Source organism: Salimicrobium album, from assembly GCF_900107115.1.
Taxonomy (GTDB): Bacteria; Bacillota; Bacilli; order Bacillales; family Halobacillaceae; genus Salimicrobium; species Salimicrobium album.
Genome location: NZ_FNOS01000003.1, coordinates 113,011 through 132,007, shown reverse-complemented (window position 1 = coordinate 132,007; position 18,997 = coordinate 113,011). Strand labels below are relative to the sequence as shown.

The following is an 18,997-nucleotide window of genomic DNA, read 5'->3' as shown; positions in this document are numbered from 1 at the left end:
GTGGAAAAGGTCCCGACTTTTATCGATAAAAGGATGAAAAACATGAAGATATGGCTGAGAAAACTGTTTGTATCCCTCGTGGCTGTTATGACACTCGGGCTGTACATACCGCAGGATCCCCCGGAAGCCGAGGCCTCGGGGACGGAAACGTTCAGGGAAGAGATGGGCCTTTCGAAGGAGCTGTCGCAGCAGCTTACCGTGGAAGACCTGACGGACAAAGCGAAAGAACAGACGTTCACGAAACTGGGGCCGCGCATCAAGGAGAAAGTGGAAGAAGACATGGTCGAGATTATCTTTCCGGAAATTGAAGCAGTAATCGAGTCCTGTGTGGATGTCGGAGATGTACCTGTCTATGAAATTTCGGAGAGCCCGGCTGGAGGTTATGGAGAAAAAATTTTCAACCTGACAAATACCCGTTCCGGTGAAGAGCTGGCGCGCTTCCACGTCAGGCGGGACCTGCGTCCGGGGGAAGGGTACTGGTTTAATTTCCATTATCATGTGAAAGAAGACGGGTATGAAAACCACCACCCGTTGGGAGAAATATACTGGGATAAAAACACACCACCGAAGTGGATGTCGTAGGAGGATGAGCATGAGTACATTTCAGAAAAAGCTTGAGCAGTATGCAGATGTTGCATTGCAAAAAGGGGTCAACATACAGGAAGGCCAGGGGATCATTATCAACGCCCCGATAGAAGCTGCCGATTTTGTGCATATACTGAGCGCAAAGGCGTACGGACGCGGTGCGAAAGACGTACACGTCCAGTGGGGCGATAACGTCCTCACTTATATGAAAATGAAACATGCAGCAGACGAAGTGCTTGAGAACTTCCCGCGCTGGCGGGCCGAGGGTCTTGAAGAAATGGCGAAAGACGGATATTCGGTAGTGAACGTCTACGGACCTGATCCGGACCTTTTAAAAGATGTGGACTCGGAAAGAGTAGCGAAAGCCAATAAAGCGAGTGCCGAAGCGCTCACCACCTACAGGGATTATATTATGGAAGATAAAATAACCTGGACGATCGTAGCTTTCCCTCATCCGGACTGGGCAAAGAAACTTTTTCCGAATGAGCCGGTGGCATCAGCTCAGGATAAACTGTGGGAACAGATTTTCCATATTACCCGGATTGATAAAGAAGACCCGATGAAAGCCTGGGATGAGCACAATGAGAACCTGCGTAAAGCGAGAGAGCTGCTGAATGATAAACAGTTCAAAAAGCTTCACTATAAAGCGCCTGGGACGGAACTTACGATTGAGCTTCCGAAAAATCATATTTGGGCCGGCGGCGCTGCCGAATCTGTGAAAGGCGTGAAGTTCAACCCTAACATGCCGACAGAAGAGGTATTTACGATGCCTCATAAATACGGAGTGAACGGAACGGTACGGAGCACGATGCCGTTTAATTACGACGGGAACCTGATCGAGAACTTCTCGCTTACATTCGAAGAAGGGAAGGTCGTAGATTATAAGGCGGAATCCGGGGAAGAGTCCCTGAAATATCTTCTTGAAACGGATGAAGGAGCGAAACGTCTCGGCGAAGTTGCTCTCGTCCCTGTCGAATCACCGATTTCCGAGTCCGGTCACGTCTTCTACAACACGCTGTTCGACGAGAATGCCTCCTGTCATATTGCTCTCGGAAAAGCTTATCCGACCAACGTGGAGAAAGGCTCGGAGATGAGCGCAGAGGAGCGGGATAAAAACGGAGTGAACGACAGTCTCGTGCACGAAGACTTCATGATCGGTTCGGCTGAACTCGATATTGACGGAGAGAAAGAGGACGGTACGTTTGAACCGGTGTTCCGCAACGGCAGCTGGGCCGGGGATTTCAGGAAGTAAAAACGGCACCGGAATCGAACGTGTAAGTCATTGTAAAAGCCCCCTGACAACATCTTGTTGCAGGGGACTTTTTCGTATTTATGACTTTATTGAAACGTACGGATCTTTCGTCTCCGGGGAAGTTTCGCTTCAATCAGAGGCGACGCCGCTTTCATCATGAAAGTGGAAGAGAAGAGATAGACGATTCCGAGCGATACGAAAAAGACTCCGAATACGTCCAGCCAGTGAGTATATGTGAAAAATTCTGTTTCCCGGAAAAACTGGATGACGAATCCGTGCAGTAAATATACGTAAAGCGTCCGCTGACCGAGTTTCGTGAAAGAGAAATGGCGACTCGGAACCCAGGCCAGCACGGATACTGTCATGGCAGCAGCAAGTACGTAGACTCCGAGACGGACCCAGCCTCCGGATTCAGGACTGCCGAGAGTGGCATAGGATTTGGAACCGAGCAGCCAGTCGGAACTGAATTCCGGAAAAAGAACGATCAGCGTACCTATAATCCCCATGGTCACGAGTGAACCGGCACGCACGGAAGTGCTCTGCCATATTTTCACCTGCCGGGTAGTAAGCCAGTATCCCGCAAGAAAAAACGGGAAGAACACGAAGGTGCGCGACAGACTGTACGTATGGCCGATGTCGCTGAAATATCCGATGATCAGACCGAGCTCAAGCGAAATAAGTATACCGAGAAGTGGCGGCAGCTTTTTGAACCCGATGAGCAGAATATGCCAGCAGAACAGACTGATCAGGAACCAGAGAGACCAGTGCGGATGAAAGAACCCGTTGTACCACCCCTCGTCCCCGAGAGCGTAGTAATAGCCGCTGTACACGGCCTGAAAAAGAAAATAGGGAAGCAGCAGTTTCTTCATCATTTGCAGTATATATTTTTTGTCCCTCGACCCTTTGGCAAAAAAGCCTGCAAGAAGAATGAAGGCAGGCATGTGGAAGATATAGATGAATGTGTAGAGATTATATACAAAGACGGAATCATTCGTCATCGGCTGTATCGCGTGTCCGAATACAACGAGTACGATCAGAAACAGTTTCGCATTATCGAAAAAAGCATCGCGTTCCATGTGCGTCTCCCGCCTTTTCTATAAGCATTAGTGTTATTTATATCGTACTACTTACCGGGGAGTTTGTGTATAAGTAAAAAAACAATGTTAGCAGAACGTAAAAGAGCTGTAACAGGAAGATATATCTTTATTATGAAAATAAGCAGAGACGACAGCCGGTCCGACTGTCATCTCTGCTTTTATTTAAAATATCAGATGGGCGATCAGTGCAATTACCGGCAGGGTGATAATCGTCCTCTCCAGATAAATGATGAACAGATCTTTGATACCCACGGGTACTTTCGATCCGAGGAGAAGCCCTCCGACTTCCGACATGTAAATCAGTTGTGTGACGGACAGGGCGGCAATGACGAAGCGGGTCATTTCACTTTCAATGGAAGCACCGATCAGTGCCGGCAGGAACATATCCGCGAACCCGATCAGAATGGTTTCGGATGCAGCCTGGGCCGACGGAATCTGCAGCAGTTCAAGAATCGGGATGAACGGTACACCGAGCCATGAAAACAGCGGTGTGAACTCCGCCAGTACCAGAGCTACCGTGCCGAGAGCCATAACGATGGGAGCCACGCCCATCCACATATCGAGGATGTTCTGCGCTCCGTTTTTAAGGAATCCGGTGACCCCCGGGGACTGGTTCCCCTGTTTGACCGCCTGCTTATAACCGTAGGCGAAGGCGTTCTCCGATTTTGGAACATCATCGCCGTTCCCCTGAGGTTCTTCCGTAACGAACGTGTCCGGTTTTCGGGAAAGCGGAGGTATACGCGGCATAATAAGTGCTGCCACTACCCCGGCGACAACTATCGTTCCGTAAAGAGGGAGAAACATGTGGCCGAGTCCGAGTTCTTCGATGACGACGATCGTAAACGTTATCGATACGACGGAAAAGGTGGTACCGATGACGGCAGCTTCACGTTTCGTGTAGTATCCTTCCTCGTATTGCTTACTCGTGAGAAGCACACCGATCGTCCCGTCACCAAGCCAGGAAGCAAGTGAATCGATCGAGGAACGCCCCGGAAGTGTGAAGAGCGGACGCATAATTTTCGTCAGCAGCACTCCGAAGAGTTCCAGCAGCCCGTAATTCAATAGCAGGGGCAGGAACAGTCCGGCAAAGAGGAATACTGTAAACAGCACGTGAAGAAGGGAATCGAGAAGCATGCCACCGGTATTTTCCGAAATGATCGCTTCCGGGCCGATCTGGAAATACACCATCAGGGCAAAAATCATTCCGAGAACCCGAACTCCTGTCCAGAAAGGGGTGACGTCCAGCAGTGAAGTGAAGAAAGGAGAGGACTTAACGTTTTTACGCCCTCCTGCTTTTACCCAGACGGTAAGTACAGCCGTAAGAGAAATGATGAACGTCATTATTAAAGATAAATAACCTGCCAGTGCCTCTTCAAGCCATCCGGCGAAAATAGCGACAAGTATGGTGAGGGATTCACCGGAGGGGGTGGGCACCATAAACAGAATCACACCGATAAGAGAAGGTATGATGAATTTTAAATGAGCAGATAAGGGGAAAGTGTGTTTATTCATGAGAGCGCTCCTAACTGAGTATAATTATGCAATAAAATAGATTTTAATACATAAACGTCATATTGCCAAGTATTTTATGACTGCTTTTATGTTATTCGACGGCTATGACGGGGAATCCTTCTTCGTAGACAGAATCTTTCGTAAAAAGGGAGAGAGTGACGTGGACTATAAACAGAAGCCTGCTATATATATTGAAAGAGACGTGGACATCAGCAGGGAGTACTTACATCGACTGGAGGAATACGTAAATATTACCGGGAATCGCCATGCCGACGGGAGCAGCTCCGCTTCTTTTCTGATTCATGCGAGCCCTGAAGATCTCGATGACTTCTGGACGAAAATGTTTACGCTGCATCGCCTGAGAAAAGTGTTCGAGCAGGAATCAAAACGGCGGCTGTTCGATTTTCAATCGGATCATAAATATTTACTGATGGCGTACTCCCCGGGTATACAGAAACAAATGGGTCGATTATTGGCCCGGGGAAGAGAGACCCCGTTCTTTGAGCTGGCCGAAGATTATCGCCAGCTTCTCGAGAAAGCGGTGGAGACTCCTCCGACCCGGGCGAGACACGTCAATGCCTGTGAACATATTGCGGGACACGTAAAGCGGCAGTTATCCGAAGAAGAAAAAGAACTGCTTCAGAGAAAACTGAAGCAGTTCGTGGATGGTGCAATTTCTTTGGATGAAGTAAGAGCATTACTGAAAGATTTCGGTCATAAATATGAAGATGACTACGTACTATCCCAGGCTTATCTCTACCCTCACCCTTTCGTTTCTGTGTAATGAGTGAGAATCCGGTCCACCTGGCTTCCGAAGGCCTCCCCGAACATATTCAGATGAACGAACAGATAAAACAGCTGGTATAAAGGTTTCACGTCCTGATAATAGTCGGGGAGAGGGGTGTACGCGGCATACGCCTCATAAAAATCCCGGGAATATCCTCCGAACAGTTCGGTGAAAGCGAGATCCATCAGTCTGTCTCCGTATAGCACGGAAGGGTCTATCAGGTAAGGCGTGTCTTCGGGACCTGTCATCCAGTTGCCGCCCCAGAGATCACCGTGGAGAAGGGAACTTCCGGGGTCTTCGGGGATCCACGTGTCCAGATGCTCCAGAAGCTGATGGGCACGTTTTTCTCTGTCCGGCGGAAGTTTCCCTTTTTCTCCTGCCAGTTTAATCTGTGGAAGAAGCCGTTCGCTCCGGTAATACTCCAGCCAGGACGGATACATATGATTCTCCTGCAGAATTTCCCCGATGAACGTGGGCTGATCGAAACCGTAGGCACTGTTTTCCCTGGCATGCATACGGGAAAGCCGCTCCCCGAGTCGGCTTTCGGACAGCGGGGAGGGAGTGCCGGCCGGGATATATTCCAGAACGAGCCACGCTTCCTCGTCGTTTCCTCCGTGATGATAAACTCGCGGAACGTCGATCGCGCCGGTCTGCCGGAGGAGCTCAAGACCTCTCGCTTCCGTCTGGAAGAACCGGGAAGAGGCTCCTTTATTTCTTTTCGCAAAATATTCCTGCGCTGTCGTCCGTACATAAAAAGCTTCATTGATGTCTCCGCCGCTTACCGATTTTTGCTTTATAATCGGTGTGGTGTCTCCTGTAGATTTTAAAATATCTTCAAGATAGCTCATGCGTTCCCTCCTTTTCCGCCGAAATCAGTGGACAAGTTTCGGAGGCGGCTGTGTTTCGATCGTTTTGTTGTAGGCGTAGATCGTATGCCATTCATAAAAGCCGAACTGCCTGTACAGATTCTCGGCTCCGCTGTTAGCTTCCCGCACGGAAATCGTAATATAGGAAAAGTTTTCCCTCCGGAACCCGAGAGAAAGGGCATAGGTGAGCAGGGCACTGCCGACGCCCTCTCCCTGTTCTTCGGAAGCTACGTTTACGAAACAGATTTCCCCTTCTTCTTCGGGGAGTATGGTTTCCAGATACAGATAACCGGCGAGATCATCGCCGTCGAAATATCCGAGCAGGTGGTGGCCGTTTTCACGGGAAAATGTGAGCATTTCATCCGTCGTATAGTAGGCCCCGGCCGGATGAATCGAATCGAGCTCTTCGCGCCGGGATTCATCCAGCGGAGCGATTGGAGCACCCTCCGGTTCCTGGGTGAAGGATTCTTTATCAAGCCGGAGTGTCTTCTCTATATTATAAAGTTCAAATTCATAGTGTTCCGCGAAGGTGAGAAGTTCCGTGTTCACATCGAAACAGGCAAGCTTCGCCGCATCAAAATACATTTCGAGCGTAAGAGAAGCCTTCTGCCATAACCTCTCGATAATCAGAGTTTCCTGTTTTGTCGCGAATGGGCCGAGAAGTCTGCACACTCTCTGTTCGAAAAAAGGGAGTATGCCGAGGAAGCCGACGATTTCTTCCCCGTCCCATGCTACAAATGCGAAGGGATCGTTCAGCTGGGTAAGCCCCCAGATCTGTTCGAATATCTCTTTCGGATCCGAAGCGAGCCAGGCGACGAAGTGTTTATCATCCCCGTTCATCCGGTGCAGCCATTCGGATACCGGACGTAAATCTTTCACTTCCAGTTCTTTTATCATCAAGGAAAATCCCGTCCTCTCTAAGTACGTTCTCCCACTATCATGGCAAAAATCACCTCAAATGAAAAGTAGAATCAATCATCCGGGCGTCCCCGCGAAAGGAGAATAGTTTTTCGTTCCTTTCACGTGCCGTTCACTGAGAAAACAGAGTGGCGAACGTAACGAAAAAAAGCTTCGTCCGACATAAAAAATCTGCTGAACATACCGGGCTTTACGAAAAAATAAAACCGGCCCTCTGAAAGGGCCGATTCTGCTTATTTCTGTTTGTTTTTTCCGTTGTTCCCGCTGTTACCATTATTCCCATTATTGCCTTTATTGCCGTTATTCCCGTTTTCTTTGTAGGAAATTTCATATTCGAAATTCACATACTCCGTGCTGTCCTGAGGTGCAGCGTAATGAGTGGTCATGTACGTTTTGCCGGGACGGAATACCTGCTGAAGTTCGAGGGCATCCTTGTCTGTAATATTGAACGGGTCGACGTGTACGACCTGATACTTTCCGTTATTCTTCTCTTTGAAGAAAGAAACGCCGTAGTTCACGTAGTTTTCGTTCAGTTCCGCCTGGGAAGTAAAGCCTTCCGTACTCTCCCCGGTGTAAGAGACTCCTGCTTCCGGAACTTCAATGTTGTCGAGATACCAGCCTTTTTCGGTGGAACCCCAGTCCGTAAGGTAACGGAAGGAGATCAGTACGTTCTCTCCGGCATATTCAGAGAGGTCGAATGTTTCGTTTTGGAAAGAACCATTGCTTCCGGTGAAACCTGGAACGTTTTCTTTGATCTTCGGATACCCCTGGTCGGTCACGTTACTCGTCGTGTTCCCGTTGGAGAGGGACGTCCACGTATCGCCGCCGTCGGTGGATACCTGAACCATTCCGAAGTCCCAGTTCTCTTCAATCTGGTAGTAGTGATCAAAAGAAAGAGTGGCTTCGTTAAGTCCTGAAAGATCCGCTTCAAAAATCATCGCGTTATCCATTTCATCGCCTTTGGTACTGTAATATACATCGTTGCCTTTATTCAGCGGGTCTTCTGTCGAGGTCCATTGGAAAGGAAGAAAGTCGACTCCGTTGAAATCGAAGGATTCCACATTTTCTCCCGGTTCAAAATTGAATTCTTTGAAGTCGGTCCCCCAGGCAGGTACGCCTTCTTTTTCATAGTCTTCGGCTTTTTCGAAGTTCACGGTTTTTCCGCGTGTCCCATCTTCTGTCGGAAGGTCACGCAGATCCACGTTTTCAAATCCGTATTTTCCGCCTTTGAACTTGTTGTCGTCCATGACGAGTGCGGAAGTGAAGTCCTGATATACTTCCTCGAACGACTTATTGATACCGAATTCTTCATATGCTCTTCTGTAGCTGTCGATGCTGTTGATATCGCTTGTAGCTACAGAACGGATGAATTCCTGACCGAACTGTTCGTAGTTGTAAAGAGTGAACAGCTGCACGAGACCGTAGTCCGCAATCGTTTCCGGCCCCGTTTTTGCATCTACGTGTTCATCCCAGGCAGTAAGAGAGTTCTCCGGATGATCGAGCAGGAAATTGATGGAGCCGGCATCTACGCCGTAGCCGCCCAGGTACTCGGAGAACGTGGACATCCCTTCGTTCACCCAGGACGTTTCGTCGCTGTCATTATCAGCGTGAATCAAGTGCTGAAGTTCGTGGATGGTGGTCGAGAAAAAAGATTCTTCCAGACGCTCGCCCCAGTCCCGGGAATCGATCGTTACGATATTACGGTCCGTATACTGTTCGATCGTCTGCCAGAAAAAGCCTGCGACGAAGAACGGGTAGTCCGGGTCGTTGTAGTTGTCGTCTTTGATATTGTTCACGAGAATGGTGATTTTCTCATCGTCTTCGGTCTCGTAGTAACCTTCAGGGACGACGCCGAGATCCACCAGCTGGGCATTCGTCCCGTCGAGCGGATCCTGCTTACCGAAAAATTCGGTAGCTTTCGGATAAATATTCGTATCGAACTCTTTCGTAAGTTTATCTACCTGTTCCTGATTGATTTTATGAGCTTCACGCGGGTCACCTTCCGGGAAGGAGAGGTCGTTCGCTACCCATATTTCCACATGCTCGCCCGAACTGCGGAGAGTGAAATCCTGGAATCCGAGATCCCGGTCAAGAAACTTTTTCGTTCCTCCATCATATGTAAATCCGGAATCTCCACTTCCGTTTTCCGAACCTTCCTGTTCATTAAAATTAACATTTTCTGCATTTTTTCTGATCGTTTCGATAGCTTTCTCATCGAAACCTTCCTGCTCGGATTTCTGCCTAAGCATGCTGTCGATGTGCATTTTGTCCGTGTAGCGTTCCTTGTTCCAGTTCGTGTAGTCTTCGGTGGAAGATGTTTCGGCACTTACTGTCGGAGCAGCGAGTACCATTGACAGTGCCCCGGCGGTCAGCCAGGTGGATAATTTCCTCATTTCCAGACCCCCTGTATCGATTTTGATTGCAAAACCTATTATGCACATAAATGATAAAATTTTCAAAATAATTAAAATAGTAAAAAAGTACAGGTGTGACAGTTTTTGTTCTTTTGGAAGAAGTATGCTCATTATTTCATTGTAAAAAGTTAGTTCTTTAGTTGTGTCAAAAGGTAAAAAAAGTAAATAAACGAGTCTTTAAGCTCAAATTCATGTTTTTTTATGGTTGAAAGAAAGCTGGAAAGGGAAAGGGTCATTACACTTGCAAGAGGGGGGAAGGCATTGGAGTCGAAGAAGTACATAGGGATTTATAGAATGTATATAATTATCTGGATGTCCATAAAGTTTTTGTGGAAAATATTCTGGTTCCAGAAACTGAACAGAATATGGGATCAGGAAACGGAAAGAAAGTGGGAAAAACTACTGAAAGAACTGGCTACCGAATACAGGCAGCGCGCCGTTTATCTGGGGGGACTGCTCATTAAGTTCGGCCAGTTCTTAAGTTCACGCGGTGACTTACTCCCTTCTTCTTTCATACGTGAACTCGAAGGTCTGGTCGATCGTGTCCAGCCCGTACCTTTTGAGTATTCGAAAGGGATTATAGAAGAGGACTGGCAGGAGTCCATGGACAAATATATCGCCTCCATCGATGAAGACCCCATCGCTTCCGCATCAATCGGGGAGGTGTATAAAGCTTATCTTCATGATGGCACCCCTGTTGCAGTCAAAGTTCAGCGATATCGCGTAAGAGAAATTTTCCAGACGGATTTCAAGGCGATGAGAGTGGTGTTCGGGATACTCAACCGCTTTACTATTTTCGGGAAGAAAGCGGATCTTCCTTCCCTCTATAAAGAAGTCGTAGCCGTGATGAGCGATGAACTGGATTTCACGATGGAGCTTGAGAACGGGAATTACTTCCGGAAAAGGTTCGAAGAGCATTCCAACGTGTACATACCGGAATATTTCACCGATCTTTCCAACGGTCGTGTGCTTGTAATGGAGTGGGTGGAAGGTACGCGGGTAACGGATATTTCCTTCATCAAAAGAAATGACCTGGACCGCGAGAAGCTTGCCCGGACTATATTCGATCTTTGTGTGGAACAGTTCGTCAATGCCGGAATGTTTCATGCGGACCCGCATGCGGGAAATATAATGATTAAAGAGGACGGTACCGTAGTCGTTATCGATTTCGGTATGGTCGGAAAAGTGAAAAGGGAAGACGTCGACCACATCCGCTCTATGATCGAAGGGTTCATTATCGATGATTATGACAGAGTGGTGGAGTCGCTCAGAGAAATGAATTTTCTTCTCGATGATGCAGATACGGAAGCGATGAAGAAGATGATGCGTCGACTGGTGTCGATGTATTTGAGTGAAGATATGAGTAAGATGGACGCAACCGTCATGAACGATATTCTGGAAGATCTTCAGGATTTCGTGAAAGACCAGCCGATACAGCTGCCGGCCGACTACGCTTTTCTCGGAAGGGCGGCGTCCATGATTTTAGGAGTGCTTACGGCTGTATACCCGCAAATGGATCTCGTATCGTGGGGCAAGCCGGTGATCAATGAATGGATGACGGGCAATCAGTCCAAATTCGGTTTTTATAAAAACATAGTAAAAGAGACGGGCCAGCCTCTCCTTTCCCTGCCCCGGGCACTCGTGGAGTTTCTCGAAGACGGGGATAAGGAGCGGGAATGGCAGCAGACGAAGCAGCAGCAGACGTTGTGGCATCATTTCTATTTTTTCTATGCTGCTGTCACTTTTTTAATCGGGAGTACCACCCTGGTCGCCTCCTTCTTTCTGCCAGCGAGTTTGGAGGAGATCCCGATCTGGGTGTTATATCTAATATCAGGCGTGAGTTTTGCCGGAACTTTTCTGTTTTCATGGAAACATGCAAGTATGATCAAAAATATTTCCTAGGAGGAGTGATAAAATGATGGACAAATGGATGAAGCGCGGGTTTTACCTCGGTGTCGGAGCAGCTATAAGCGGCAAGGAAAGATTTGAGAAGATGGTGCAGGACATGGTCGACAAAGGGGAAATGACCCCGAAAGAAGCGAAAGCGATGATGAATGAATGGATGGAAAAAGGTCAGAACGCCGACATGGACTTTACGAACCAGACGCGGACTATGATGAAAGACCGGCTGAAGGAAATCGGTTTTGTTACGGAAGAAGACTACTATAAACTTGAAGCCCGGGTGGAACGTCTGGAGAAGCTTCATCGCGAAAATGAGAATGACTAAGAAATATAAACTGTGAAGAGCCGTATTCCCGGGAAAAAAGGGGAGACGGCTTTTTTACTGTCTTATATAATATTCATACATCAACATGAATAAACCGAATAGTTGGAAAAAGGGGTAACCCGTGTCGTAACCGGGGGGGATGTGTGGTATGATGGTGCATATTCAATGTGGAGGAGGTTTATTATGGCTCGTGAACAGTGGGGGACGAAACTCGGGTTTATGCTTGCAGCGATGGGTTCGGCTGTAGGTCTCGGAAATATATGGCGTTTTTCATTCGTAGCCGGAAACAACGGTGGCGGAGCGTTTCTGCTTTTATATCTTGTATTTGTATTTTTAATCGGAATTCCGCTTCTGTTGGCAGAAGTCAGTATCGGGAGGAAAGCGAAAAGTGATGTGATCGGCTCGTATCAGAAGCTTGCGCCCGGGACGCCGTGGTTTCTGACCGGGTTCTTCGGGGTCTTCAGCGCTTTTCTGATTTTGAGTTTTTATGCAGTAGTCGCTGGCTGGTCGCTCTACTACCTGTTTCATTACATCACAGGTGACTTCTTTCAGGCTCCTGCAGAGGGAGGATACGAAGGGGCTTTCGGCGGGTTCATTACGCAGGAGTGGCAGCCGCTTTTCTGGTCCGCTCTATTTATGACTATGACCATCGTGATCGTATTCAGTGGAGTGAAGAAGGGGATAGAAACGGCGAATAAAGTATTCATGCCGCTGCTTGCCCTGCTGCTTCTGGCCCTTGCAGGGGTCAGCCTTTCGCTGGACGGGTCCATGGAAGGACTGAGTTTCCTGTTTCGACCGGACTGGTCGGCGCTGACCCAGCCTTCGATTTACGTGCAGGCCCTCGGTCAGGCCTTTTTCTCCCTGAGTCTTGGTATGGGGGCGCTGCTTACGTACGGCAGCTACCTGTCGGACGATAAACGGCTGCCGGGGGCTGCCGTCGGAATCGGTCTGATGGACACGTTTTTCGCCGTCATTTCAGGAATCGTCATTTTTCCGGCGGTGTTCGCCTTTAATATCGATCCATCATCAGGACCGCCGCTTGTGTTTATAACGCTTCCTTCCATCTTTGAACAGATGCCGCTTGGGGGGATAGCGGGGCTGCTGTTTTTCTTCGCTCTGTCGCTGGCAGCTCTCTCTTCGGCGATTTCCATACTCGAAGTGCCGACAGCTTACTTCATGCGCCTTTTCCGCTGGAGCAGAACGAAGGCAAGCGTCATTGTCGGGGTAATCATGTTCTTTCTCGGCATCTCCGTATCCCTCGGTTTCGGAATCTGGTCCGGGATAACGCCGATCGGAGAGAGGAACATCCTCGACTCGATGGACTACATCGCCTCCAATATCCTGCTTCCGCTCGGAGGACTTTCCATGGCGCTGTTTGTCGGCTGGTACTTTACGAAGGCTACAGCACTGAAAGCCGTGGACTTCGGTGATAATGTCATCGGGAACGTCTGGTATGGCCTTGTGAAGTATCTATTACCCGTTATGATCATCATTATTTTTATAAGCAGTGTTCTGTAACCTATGAGTCCGGAGCGAAACGGATCTTCATCAAATGAACAATGATTGATTTCAGGAAGAACAACACGGATAGATCTGCGTGTTGTTCTTTTTTGCCTGTCCGGTTTTATCCCCTGTTCCCTTTGAAAATATTATCGAATTTTTGTCATAGGTAATCCCGTGGCAATCGTGATAAACTGACAGATGGAAAGGATGTGTAGCTGATGAGCATCTCCATGCAACAATTACTGCAGCGAATGAATAAAGAAATAGAGGAAGCTATGCTCAGGCACGAAGACCCGGTCCGGGTCAGGGAACATGCCCGGGCTGTCCGGCTGCTGTGTGATCTGGTGCTCGAAGAGGAAAGGCAGGAGTCCGCCGGGGCACCGGAAACTGCGAAGAAGAACGATATGCAGCCGACGGCGGAAGAAATGAGGAAGATGATGGGGGAAGACCCGCCGGAGCGGAAAAGCACAAATGATAAACTGGATCACGACGGAGCGAACGGTTCGTCTATCTTTGATTTTTGATAAGGGGGAAGAATAATGAAACTGTTTTTATTGCTGGGAGTCATTAACGGCTTTCTTGCTGTGGCACTCGGAGCGTTCGGGGCACACGGGCTGGAAGGAAAAGTGTCCGAAAAAGGCCTCGGTCAGTGGGAGAAAGCGGTGAACTATCAGATGTTCCACACGATGGCGCTGTTCATAACGGCGCTGCTGCTCGGTAAGGGTGCATCCGGAATGTTCACAGGAGCCGGGTGGCTGTTTTTTGCCGGCATTCTTCTGTTTTCCGGAAGTCTTTATGTATATGCCGTAAGCGGTGTGAAAACATTTGCCATGATCACTCCGTTCGGTGGAGTCGCTTTCCTTATCGGATGGGTACTGCTCGGTATTGGAGCGATGAAAGTTCTGTAGTCAGAAAATGTTGCAATTGAAAATCCCGGACTGACAGTGTCAGGCCGGGGTTTTGTTTTGCGGAAAAAAACGTTTTATGCTTCGAAGAACGTCTCCGCTTTTTCTTTTGTAAGGAGGTTGCCGATGAAAAAGGAACCGAAGTCACCATAACGGGAAGTCACTTCGTCAAAGCGCATCTCATAGACGAGCTTTTTGAATTGAAGAACGTCGTGCGCAAACAGGGTCACGCCCCATTCCCAGTCGTCAAAACCGATCGATCCGCTGATGAACTGACGGATTTTACCGGCGTACTGACGCCCGGTCATGCCGTGCTCGTACATCAGTTTCGCCCGCTCGTCCTTCTCGAGAACGTACCAGTTGTCATTCCCCTGACGACGCTTATCCATAGGGTAGAAGCAGACGTGTTCCCATTTCGGAAGTTTCGGCTTCAGACGGCCTTCGATTTCCGGATCTTCCGGATTCTGGTCGCCTCCCATGTAGTTGGAGAGTTCGATGACCGACACGTAAGAGTAGGCCGGCGTCATGAATTCCGCCAGTTTGGATTTATTGAAAGCCGTCTCGATTTCGTTGAGTTCTTCCATAGTCGGGCGCAGAATCATCATCATGAGATCAGCTTTCTGGCCGACAATCGTATAGATAGCGTGACTTCCTTCGCGGTTGTCTTCTTTCGTCTCAAAAGTCTCCATCAGCGCCTGAAATTCCTGAATCGCCTGCTGGCGCTCTTCGGCACTCGCGTACTTCCAGGAAGTCCAGTCCATCGTACGGAAATCGTGAAGGACGTACCACCCGTCCATTGTTATAACCGGTTCTGGCATAGTCGAATCGCTCCTTTATGGTTGATATAATTATGTCCTTATTCAATATAACATACGAGTGCCGGAGGGGCATGTGAAGTACTTTCCTGTAAACGATTTTTCCGATTTCTGTCACATATTCGAAAGAAGATTAGGGAACAGTGAAAATAAAGAGCGGTTACTGACGGCCGTTTACGTGTATCGCTTTTCTTTTAAGCTGGCACGTTTTATCATATGATACAGACATCAAAACAGGAGGGGTACACATGAGTGATCTTTTTGACACACTGAAAGGAAAAATAGAAGGCAAAGGAAAGCGAATCGTCTTTCCGGAGGCCGGAGATGAAAGAATTCTGACGGCTGCGGGGAGGCTCGGGTCGGAAGGATATGTCCGTCCTGTATTAGTCGGAAATGAAGATGAAGTGAAACAGAAGGCGGAAACGAACGGAGTCGATCTCAGCAGCGTGGATATCGTGGATCCGGAAACTTATGGAAATATGGATGATATGGTCCGGCTTTTTGTGGATCGGCGAAAAGGTAAGGCGAGCGAAGAGGAAGCCCGCGACATTCTGAAAGACGGTAACTACTTCGGTACCATGCTCGTGTATATGAACGAAGCGGACGGACTGGTAAGCGGAGCAGTACACTCCACAGGAGATACGGTGCGCCCGGCTCTTCAGATTATAAAAACGAAAGAAGGCATCAACAAGACGTCCGGAGTATTCGTCATGGTCCGGGACGAGGAAAAATACATTTTCGCGGACTGTGCCATCAATATCTCCCCGGACAGTCAGGATCTGGCCGAAATCGCGATGGCCAGCGCAGACACTGCCGCCCTTTTCGATATCGACCCTCGTGTAGCTATGCTCAGTTTCTCCACGAAAGGTTCGGCCGTCTCTCCGGAAACCGAAAAAGTGGGAGAAGCTCTCGAGATTGTGAAAGAGCAGCGGAGCGACCTTCTGATTGACGGGGAATTTCAGTTTGACGCTGCTTTCGTTCCTTCCGTCGCTGAAAAGAAAGCGCCGGATTCTCCACTTGAAGGAAAAGCGAACACGTTCATCTTCCCGAGCCTCGAAGCGGGAAATATCGGCTATAAAATAGCCCAGCGTCTCGGTGGTTTTGATGCTGTCGGACCCGTGCTTCAGGGACTCAATCAGCCTGTGAACGATTTGTCGAGAGGCTGTAATGCGGATGATGTGTACAAGCTTGCCATCATAACAGCCGCCCAGTCTGTAGAGTAATATACAAAAAGCGTGGTGCCGATAGCGGGCACCGCGCTTTTTTAGCAGCTCAGGATTTCTGGTCTTTTTACACTCTTTTGTTTCTGGACACCATCTGTTCTGTCCGTTTACTGAGCCACTCTACTTCTTGGTCCGTAAGCGGGTAGGAAATGACGCTGTCACTGTAATGACGGAGACGGTCTTTGATCCGTTCCGTGATCGATTCTATCGTAACCGTTTCTTCCAGCAGTTCGTTGAGCGAAGCCATGACGGACGGATCGATATCGGGAAAAGAGAATTTTGTCTCCTCCCCTTTTTTCGCTGTGTCGTAAAAGTTCCGGATCAGCTCTGCCCGCTGCTGTCCGCTTCCTGTCACATCAAGGTAGATCTGTACGGCGAATCCGCCTTTTACACGGCGCTGGGATATACCTGCAAACTTCCGCCCGTCTATACTCAAGTCATAGTCGCCCGGACAGTAGGAGCGGGAAATCTCATATACATCGATGTCGGCATCGATAAGAGAGCGGATGAATTCGACCATAACGTCGTACCCGCCATGAATATCGACTCCTTTCGTCTCCGGAAAGATGAGGGAAAGGTTGAGTACTCCTTCGTCCAGTACGACGGCGAGACCTCCGGAGTTTCGGACGACGACGCTGTACCCTTCTTCTTCCAGGTAGTCGATACCTTCGGAGATGTAGGGAAGGCGCGCGTCGGGTATGCCGAGGACGACGGTTTTCGGGTGTACCCACAGACGGGCAGTGGCCGGGCTCGTCCCTGCCCCGACAGATGTCGCCAGCGCATCATCATAGGCGAAGGACGGCAGGGCGGATGTATGAAGTTCCGGGTCGCTGTGGTCCACGAGCCTGTATTCCGGTTGCTGCAGTATGGATGAAATCATTGGTCGGTCTCCTTTTGCATTCAGACTGCCACCATTATAGCAAATTTTTTTTGTGTTTGTAGAACGGGAGGAAAAGCGGATTTCACGGCTCTCCCGTATTGTCAAGACGTTTCTTTCCGGCCCGCAAAAGGCTATACTGGACAAAAAAGGAATGGAGCAGACACATGGCTTATCGTGATGAAAAATTAGACGAAGAGAAAGTATTTAAAGATCCGGTCCATCGCTACGTCCATGTCAGGGACCGTGTAATCTGGGATCTGATCGGTACCCGGGAATTCCAGCGGCTGCGCCGCGTTAAGCAGCTCGGAACCACGTACCTTACGTTCCACGGAGCGGAACACAGCCGCTTCAGCCACTCTCTCGGGGTATATGAAATCGTCCGGCGCATCCTTGAGAACTTCCGTGATCACAAAGACTGGAATGAAGACGAGCGTCTGCTTTCCCTATGTGCGGCCCTGCTGCACGACCTCGGCCACGGCCCTTTTTCCCACTCGTTCGAGAAAGCTTTCAGGCTCGATCACGAAGACTACACGCAGTCGATTCTGCTCGGTGATACGGAAGTGAACCGGGTGCTGTCCGGAGTGGAAGAAGGGTTCCCGAAGAAAGTGGCGGATGTAATCAACAAGACGTACACGGATAAGCTCGTCGTCAGCCTCATTTCCAGCCAGATCGACGCCGATCGCATGGATTACCTCCAGCGTGATGCTTATTTCACCGGGGTCAGCTACGGTCATTTCGATATGGAAAGAATACTCCGCGTCATGCGCCCGCTCGAGGATCAGGTGGCGATCAAGGAAAGCGGTATGCATGCGGTGGAGGACTACATAATGAGCCGCTATCAGATGTACTGGCAAATTTATTTCCACCCCGTGACCCGCAGTGCGGAAGTGATCCTGTCGAAGATTCTGAAGCGTGCCAAGGAGCTGTATAAAAACGGCTACGAGTTTGAGCTTAAACCGGTACACTTCTTCTCCTTTTTTGAAGAGGCGCCTTCTCTCGAAGAATATCTGGATCTGGATGAGAACGTAGTGATGTACTACTTCCAGATGTGGATCAGGGAGAAAGACCCGATTCTGAGCGATTTGTGTGAACGGTTCGTAAACAGGAAGCTGTTCAAATATATTGAATTCAACCCGAATCTGCAGATGAACGCCTGGCGGGAACTGTACGATTTATTTGAAGAGGCGGGAGTCGATCCGCGCTTTTATCTTGAAGTGGATTCAAGCTCCGATCTTCCTTACGATTTCTATCGTCCGGGAGAAGAAGGAGAAAGACTGCCGATTCATCTTCTGCAGCCGGACGGGGGACTGAAGGAACTGTCCCGGCTCTCCGAAATCGTCGAATCGATTTCCGGAAAAAAACGGACGGACCATAAACTCTATTTTCCGGCGGATACGATTGAGCAGATCAGTGATGAGAAAACGAAGCAGCGGATTAAAGGAATTCTGTATGGCAGGGAGGAACAGTAATGCTCGAGAAACATGCGAGACTAATGCACTTTTTAAACAGTTGTGAGGAAGTAGTGGGACGAAAGCGTCTTCAGAAAATGATATTCATTATGAAAAAATGCGGGGTTCCTTTTGAAGAAAAGTATGAGTTCCATTTTTACGGTCCTTATTCGGAGGAACTGACGCTTCGTATAGAAGAAATGTGCAACCTCGGTTTCATTTCGGAAGCGATGGAGGAAAAGCGGAATTATTACCAGTACCGCTATAACCTTACGGACTCCGGACACGATTTTCTGGAACATGCAGATATTGAACGTCCGGAACTCGGGGGATATATCAGTGCAATGAATGAAAAAAGTTCCAGGTTCCTTGAACTGGTGTCGACGATGCTCTTTTTTGAACACTTGCCGAAAGAGGAAATTGAAGAGAAGGTATATACGGTGAAAAGCAGACAGAATTACAAACAGGAAGAACTGGAGGAAGCGTGGGCTTTCATCCGGGAATTGCGTCCTGTTTCCTGATATCCCCGTGCACAAAAACAAGTAGTGTGATAAAATAGGAACAA

18 protein-coding genes are annotated in these 18,997 nt (G+C 48.8%); 11 read left to right on the top strand and 7 right to left on the bottom strand.

Going from position 1 to position 18,997, the window contains the following annotated elements; all coding sequences use genetic code 11:
* Positions 1–42 precede the first annotated feature (42 nt).
* Positions 43–582, top strand: coding sequence for a YpjP family protein (locus tag BLU03_RS06745; protein ID WP_093106588.1), 540 nt, complete (start codon positions 43–45; stop codon positions 580–582).
* A 10-nt stretch (positions 583–592) separates the two neighbouring features.
* Positions 593–1,837 (top strand): aminopeptidase, encoded by a 1,245-nt coding sequence (locus BLU03_RS06740; protein WP_093106586.1) that lies wholly within the window; start codon positions 593–595, stop codon positions 1,835–1,837.
* 86 nt (positions 1,838–1,923) lie between these two features.
* Here BLU03_RS06740 and BLU03_RS06735 read toward each other — a convergent pair whose 3' ends face one another.
* Both BLU03_RS06735 and BLU03_RS06730 read right to left on the bottom strand, forming a co-directional pair.
* Positions 1,924–2,913, bottom strand: a complete 990-nt coding sequence (locus BLU03_RS06735; RefSeq protein WP_093106583.1) for an acyltransferase family protein — start codon at positions 2,911–2,913, stop codon at positions 1,924–1,926.
* Between the two features lie 183 nt (positions 2,914–3,096).
* Positions 3,097–4,446 carry a YjiH family protein gene (locus BLU03_RS06730; RefSeq protein ID WP_076571631.1) on the bottom strand — a complete coding sequence of 450 codons (1,350 nt, stop codon included), beginning with the start codon at positions 4,444–4,446 and terminating at the stop codon, positions 3,097–3,099.
* Positions 4,447–4,606: 160 nt separating this feature from the next.
* Between BLU03_RS06730 and BLU03_RS06725 the strand changes: the two genes are divergently transcribed.
* Entirely contained in the window at positions 4,607–5,230 is a 624-nt protein-coding gene (locus tag BLU03_RS06725) for a DUF1722 domain-containing protein (RefSeq protein ID WP_176765431.1), read from the top strand.
* Here the strand turns inward: BLU03_RS06725 and BLU03_RS06720 are convergent.
* From BLU03_RS06720 to BLU03_RS06710, 3 genes are all read right to left on the bottom strand, one after another.
* Positions 5,209–6,081, bottom strand: coding sequence for a fructosamine kinase family protein (locus BLU03_RS06720; RefSeq protein WP_093106578.1), 873 nt, complete (start codon positions 6,079–6,081; stop codon positions 5,209–5,211). The two genes, BLU03_RS06725 and BLU03_RS06720, sit on opposite strands and share 22 nt — an antisense overlap.
* 24 nt (positions 6,082–6,105) lie before the next feature.
* On the bottom strand, positions 6,106–6,996 hold the full coding sequence (locus BLU03_RS06715) for a GNAT family N-acetyltransferase (protein WP_093106575.1): 891 nt from the start codon (positions 6,994–6,996) through the stop codon (positions 6,106–6,108).
* 254 nt (positions 6,997–7,250) lie between these two features.
* Positions 7,251–9,410, bottom strand: a complete 2,160-nt coding sequence (locus BLU03_RS06710) for an immune inhibitor A domain-containing protein (RefSeq protein ID WP_093106572.1) — start codon at positions 9,408–9,410, stop codon at positions 7,251–7,253.
* Positions 9,411–9,692: 282 nt separating this feature from the next.
* Here BLU03_RS06710 and BLU03_RS06705 point away from each other — a divergent pair, with 282 nt between their 5' ends.
* The 5 genes from BLU03_RS06705 (at position 9,693) to BLU03_RS06685 (ending at position 14,069) form a co-directional block, all read left to right on the top strand.
* On the top strand, positions 9,693–11,333 hold the full coding sequence (locus BLU03_RS06705) for an ABC1 kinase family protein (RefSeq protein WP_093106570.1): 1,641 nt from the start codon (positions 9,693–9,695) through the stop codon (positions 11,331–11,333).
* 13 nt (positions 11,334–11,346) lie between these two features.
* Positions 11,347–11,658, top strand: a complete 312-nt coding sequence (locus BLU03_RS06700) for a phasin family protein (RefSeq protein WP_093106567.1) — start codon at positions 11,347–11,349, stop codon at positions 11,656–11,658.
* A gap of 183 nt (positions 11,659–11,841) precedes the next feature.
* Positions 11,842–13,176: a sodium-dependent transporter gene (locus BLU03_RS06695; RefSeq protein WP_076571645.1), complete on the top strand. Its 1,335-nt coding sequence runs from the start codon at positions 11,842–11,844 to the stop codon at positions 13,174–13,176.
* 203 nt (positions 13,177–13,379) lie between these two features.
* Entirely contained in the window at positions 13,380–13,685 is a 306-nt protein-coding gene (locus BLU03_RS06690) for a YwdI family protein (protein WP_008591528.1), read from the top strand.
* 15 nt (positions 13,686–13,700) lie between these two features.
* Positions 13,701–14,069, top strand: coding sequence for a DUF423 domain-containing protein (locus BLU03_RS06685; protein WP_008591531.1), 369 nt, complete (start codon positions 13,701–13,703; stop codon positions 14,067–14,069).
* 74 nt (positions 14,070–14,143) lie between these two features.
* On the opposite strand, the gene hemQ is transcribed toward BLU03_RS06685, so the two are convergent.
* Entirely contained in the window at positions 14,144–14,884 is a 741-nt protein-coding gene (hemQ, locus tag BLU03_RS06680; RefSeq protein WP_008591533.1) for a hydrogen peroxide-dependent heme synthase, read from the bottom strand.
* Positions 14,885–15,129: 245 nt separating this feature from the next.
* On the opposite strand from hemQ, the gene pta reads away from it, so the two are divergent.
* Positions 15,130–16,104 carry a phosphate acetyltransferase gene (gene pta, locus BLU03_RS06675; protein ID WP_093106565.1) on the top strand — a complete coding sequence of 325 codons (975 nt, stop codon included), beginning with the start codon at positions 15,130–15,132 and terminating at the stop codon, positions 16,102–16,104.
* 67 nt (positions 16,105–16,171) lie between these two features.
* On the opposite strand, the gene BLU03_RS06670 is transcribed toward pta, so the two are convergent.
* Positions 16,172–16,984: a lipoate--protein ligase family protein gene (locus tag BLU03_RS06670; RefSeq protein WP_008591536.1), complete on the bottom strand. Its 813-nt coding sequence runs from the start codon at positions 16,982–16,984 to the stop codon at positions 16,172–16,174.
* Between the two features lie 164 nt (positions 16,985–17,148).
* Here BLU03_RS06670 and BLU03_RS06665 point away from each other — a divergent pair, with 164 nt between their 5' ends.
* Together BLU03_RS06665 and BLU03_RS06660 are read left to right on the top strand one after the other, a co-directional pair.
* Positions 17,149–18,453: an HD domain-containing protein gene (locus BLU03_RS06665; protein WP_093106562.1), complete on the top strand. Its 1,305-nt coding sequence runs from the start codon at positions 17,149–17,151 to the stop codon at positions 18,451–18,453.
* Complete coding sequence (locus BLU03_RS06660) at positions 18,453–18,953, top strand: YwgA family protein (protein WP_008591541.1); 501 nt, start codon at positions 18,453–18,455, stop codon at positions 18,951–18,953. The genes BLU03_RS06665 and BLU03_RS06660 overlap by 1 nt, the downstream gene beginning before the upstream one ends.
* The last annotated feature ends 44 nt before the right edge of the window (positions 18,954–18,997 follow it).

Excerpts from the sequence above, each read along its gene's own strand:
- BLU03_RS06745 (WP_093106588.1), top strand. The coding sequence starts at position 43 with ATGAAGATATGGCTGAGAAAACTGTTTGTATCCCTCGTGGCTGTTATG.
- BLU03_RS06740 (WP_093106586.1), top strand. The coding sequence starts at position 593 with ATGAGTACATTTCAGAAAAAGCTTGAGCAGTATGCAGATGTTGCATTG.
- BLU03_RS06735 (WP_093106583.1), bottom strand. The coding sequence starts at position 2,913 with ATGGAACGCGATGCTTTTTTCGATAATGCGAAACTGTTTCTGATCGTA.
- BLU03_RS06730 (WP_076571631.1), bottom strand. The coding sequence starts at position 4,446 with ATGAATAAACACACTTTCCCCTTATCTGCTCATTTAAAATTCATCATA.
- BLU03_RS06720 (WP_093106578.1), bottom strand. The coding sequence starts at position 6,081 with ATGAGCTATCTTGAAGATATTTTAAAATCTACAGGAGACACCACACCG.
- BLU03_RS06715 (WP_093106575.1), bottom strand. The coding sequence starts at position 6,996 with ATGATAAAAGAACTGGAAGTGAAAGATTTACGTCCGGTATCCGAATGG.
- BLU03_RS06710 (WP_093106572.1), bottom strand. The coding sequence starts at position 9,410 with ATGAGGAAATTATCCACCTGGCTGACCGCCGGGGCACTGTCAATGGTA.
- BLU03_RS06700 (WP_093106567.1), top strand. The coding sequence starts at position 11,347 with ATGATGGACAAATGGATGAAGCGCGGGTTTTACCTCGGTGTCGGAGCA.
- BLU03_RS06695 (WP_076571645.1), top strand. The coding sequence starts at position 11,842 with ATGGCTCGTGAACAGTGGGGGACGAAACTCGGGTTTATGCTTGCAGCG.
- BLU03_RS06690 (WP_008591528.1), top strand. The coding sequence starts at position 13,380 with ATGAGCATCTCCATGCAACAATTACTGCAGCGAATGAATAAAGAAATA.
- BLU03_RS06685 (WP_008591531.1), top strand. The coding sequence starts at position 13,701 with ATGAAACTGTTTTTATTGCTGGGAGTCATTAACGGCTTTCTTGCTGTG.
- hemQ (WP_008591533.1), bottom strand. The coding sequence starts at position 14,884 with ATGCCAGAACCGGTTATAACAATGGACGGGTGGTACGTCCTTCACGAT.
- pta (WP_093106565.1), top strand. The coding sequence starts at position 15,130 with ATGAGTGATCTTTTTGACACACTGAAAGGAAAAATAGAAGGCAAAGGA.
- BLU03_RS06670 (WP_008591536.1), bottom strand. The coding sequence starts at position 16,984 with ATGATTTCATCCATACTGCAGCAACCGGAATACAGGCTCGTGGACCAC.
- BLU03_RS06665 (WP_093106562.1), top strand. The coding sequence starts at position 17,149 with ATGGCTTATCGTGATGAAAAATTAGACGAAGAGAAAGTATTTAAAGAT.
- BLU03_RS06660 (WP_008591541.1), top strand. The coding sequence starts at position 18,453 with ATGCTCGAGAAACATGCGAGACTAATGCACTTTTTAAACAGTTGTGAG.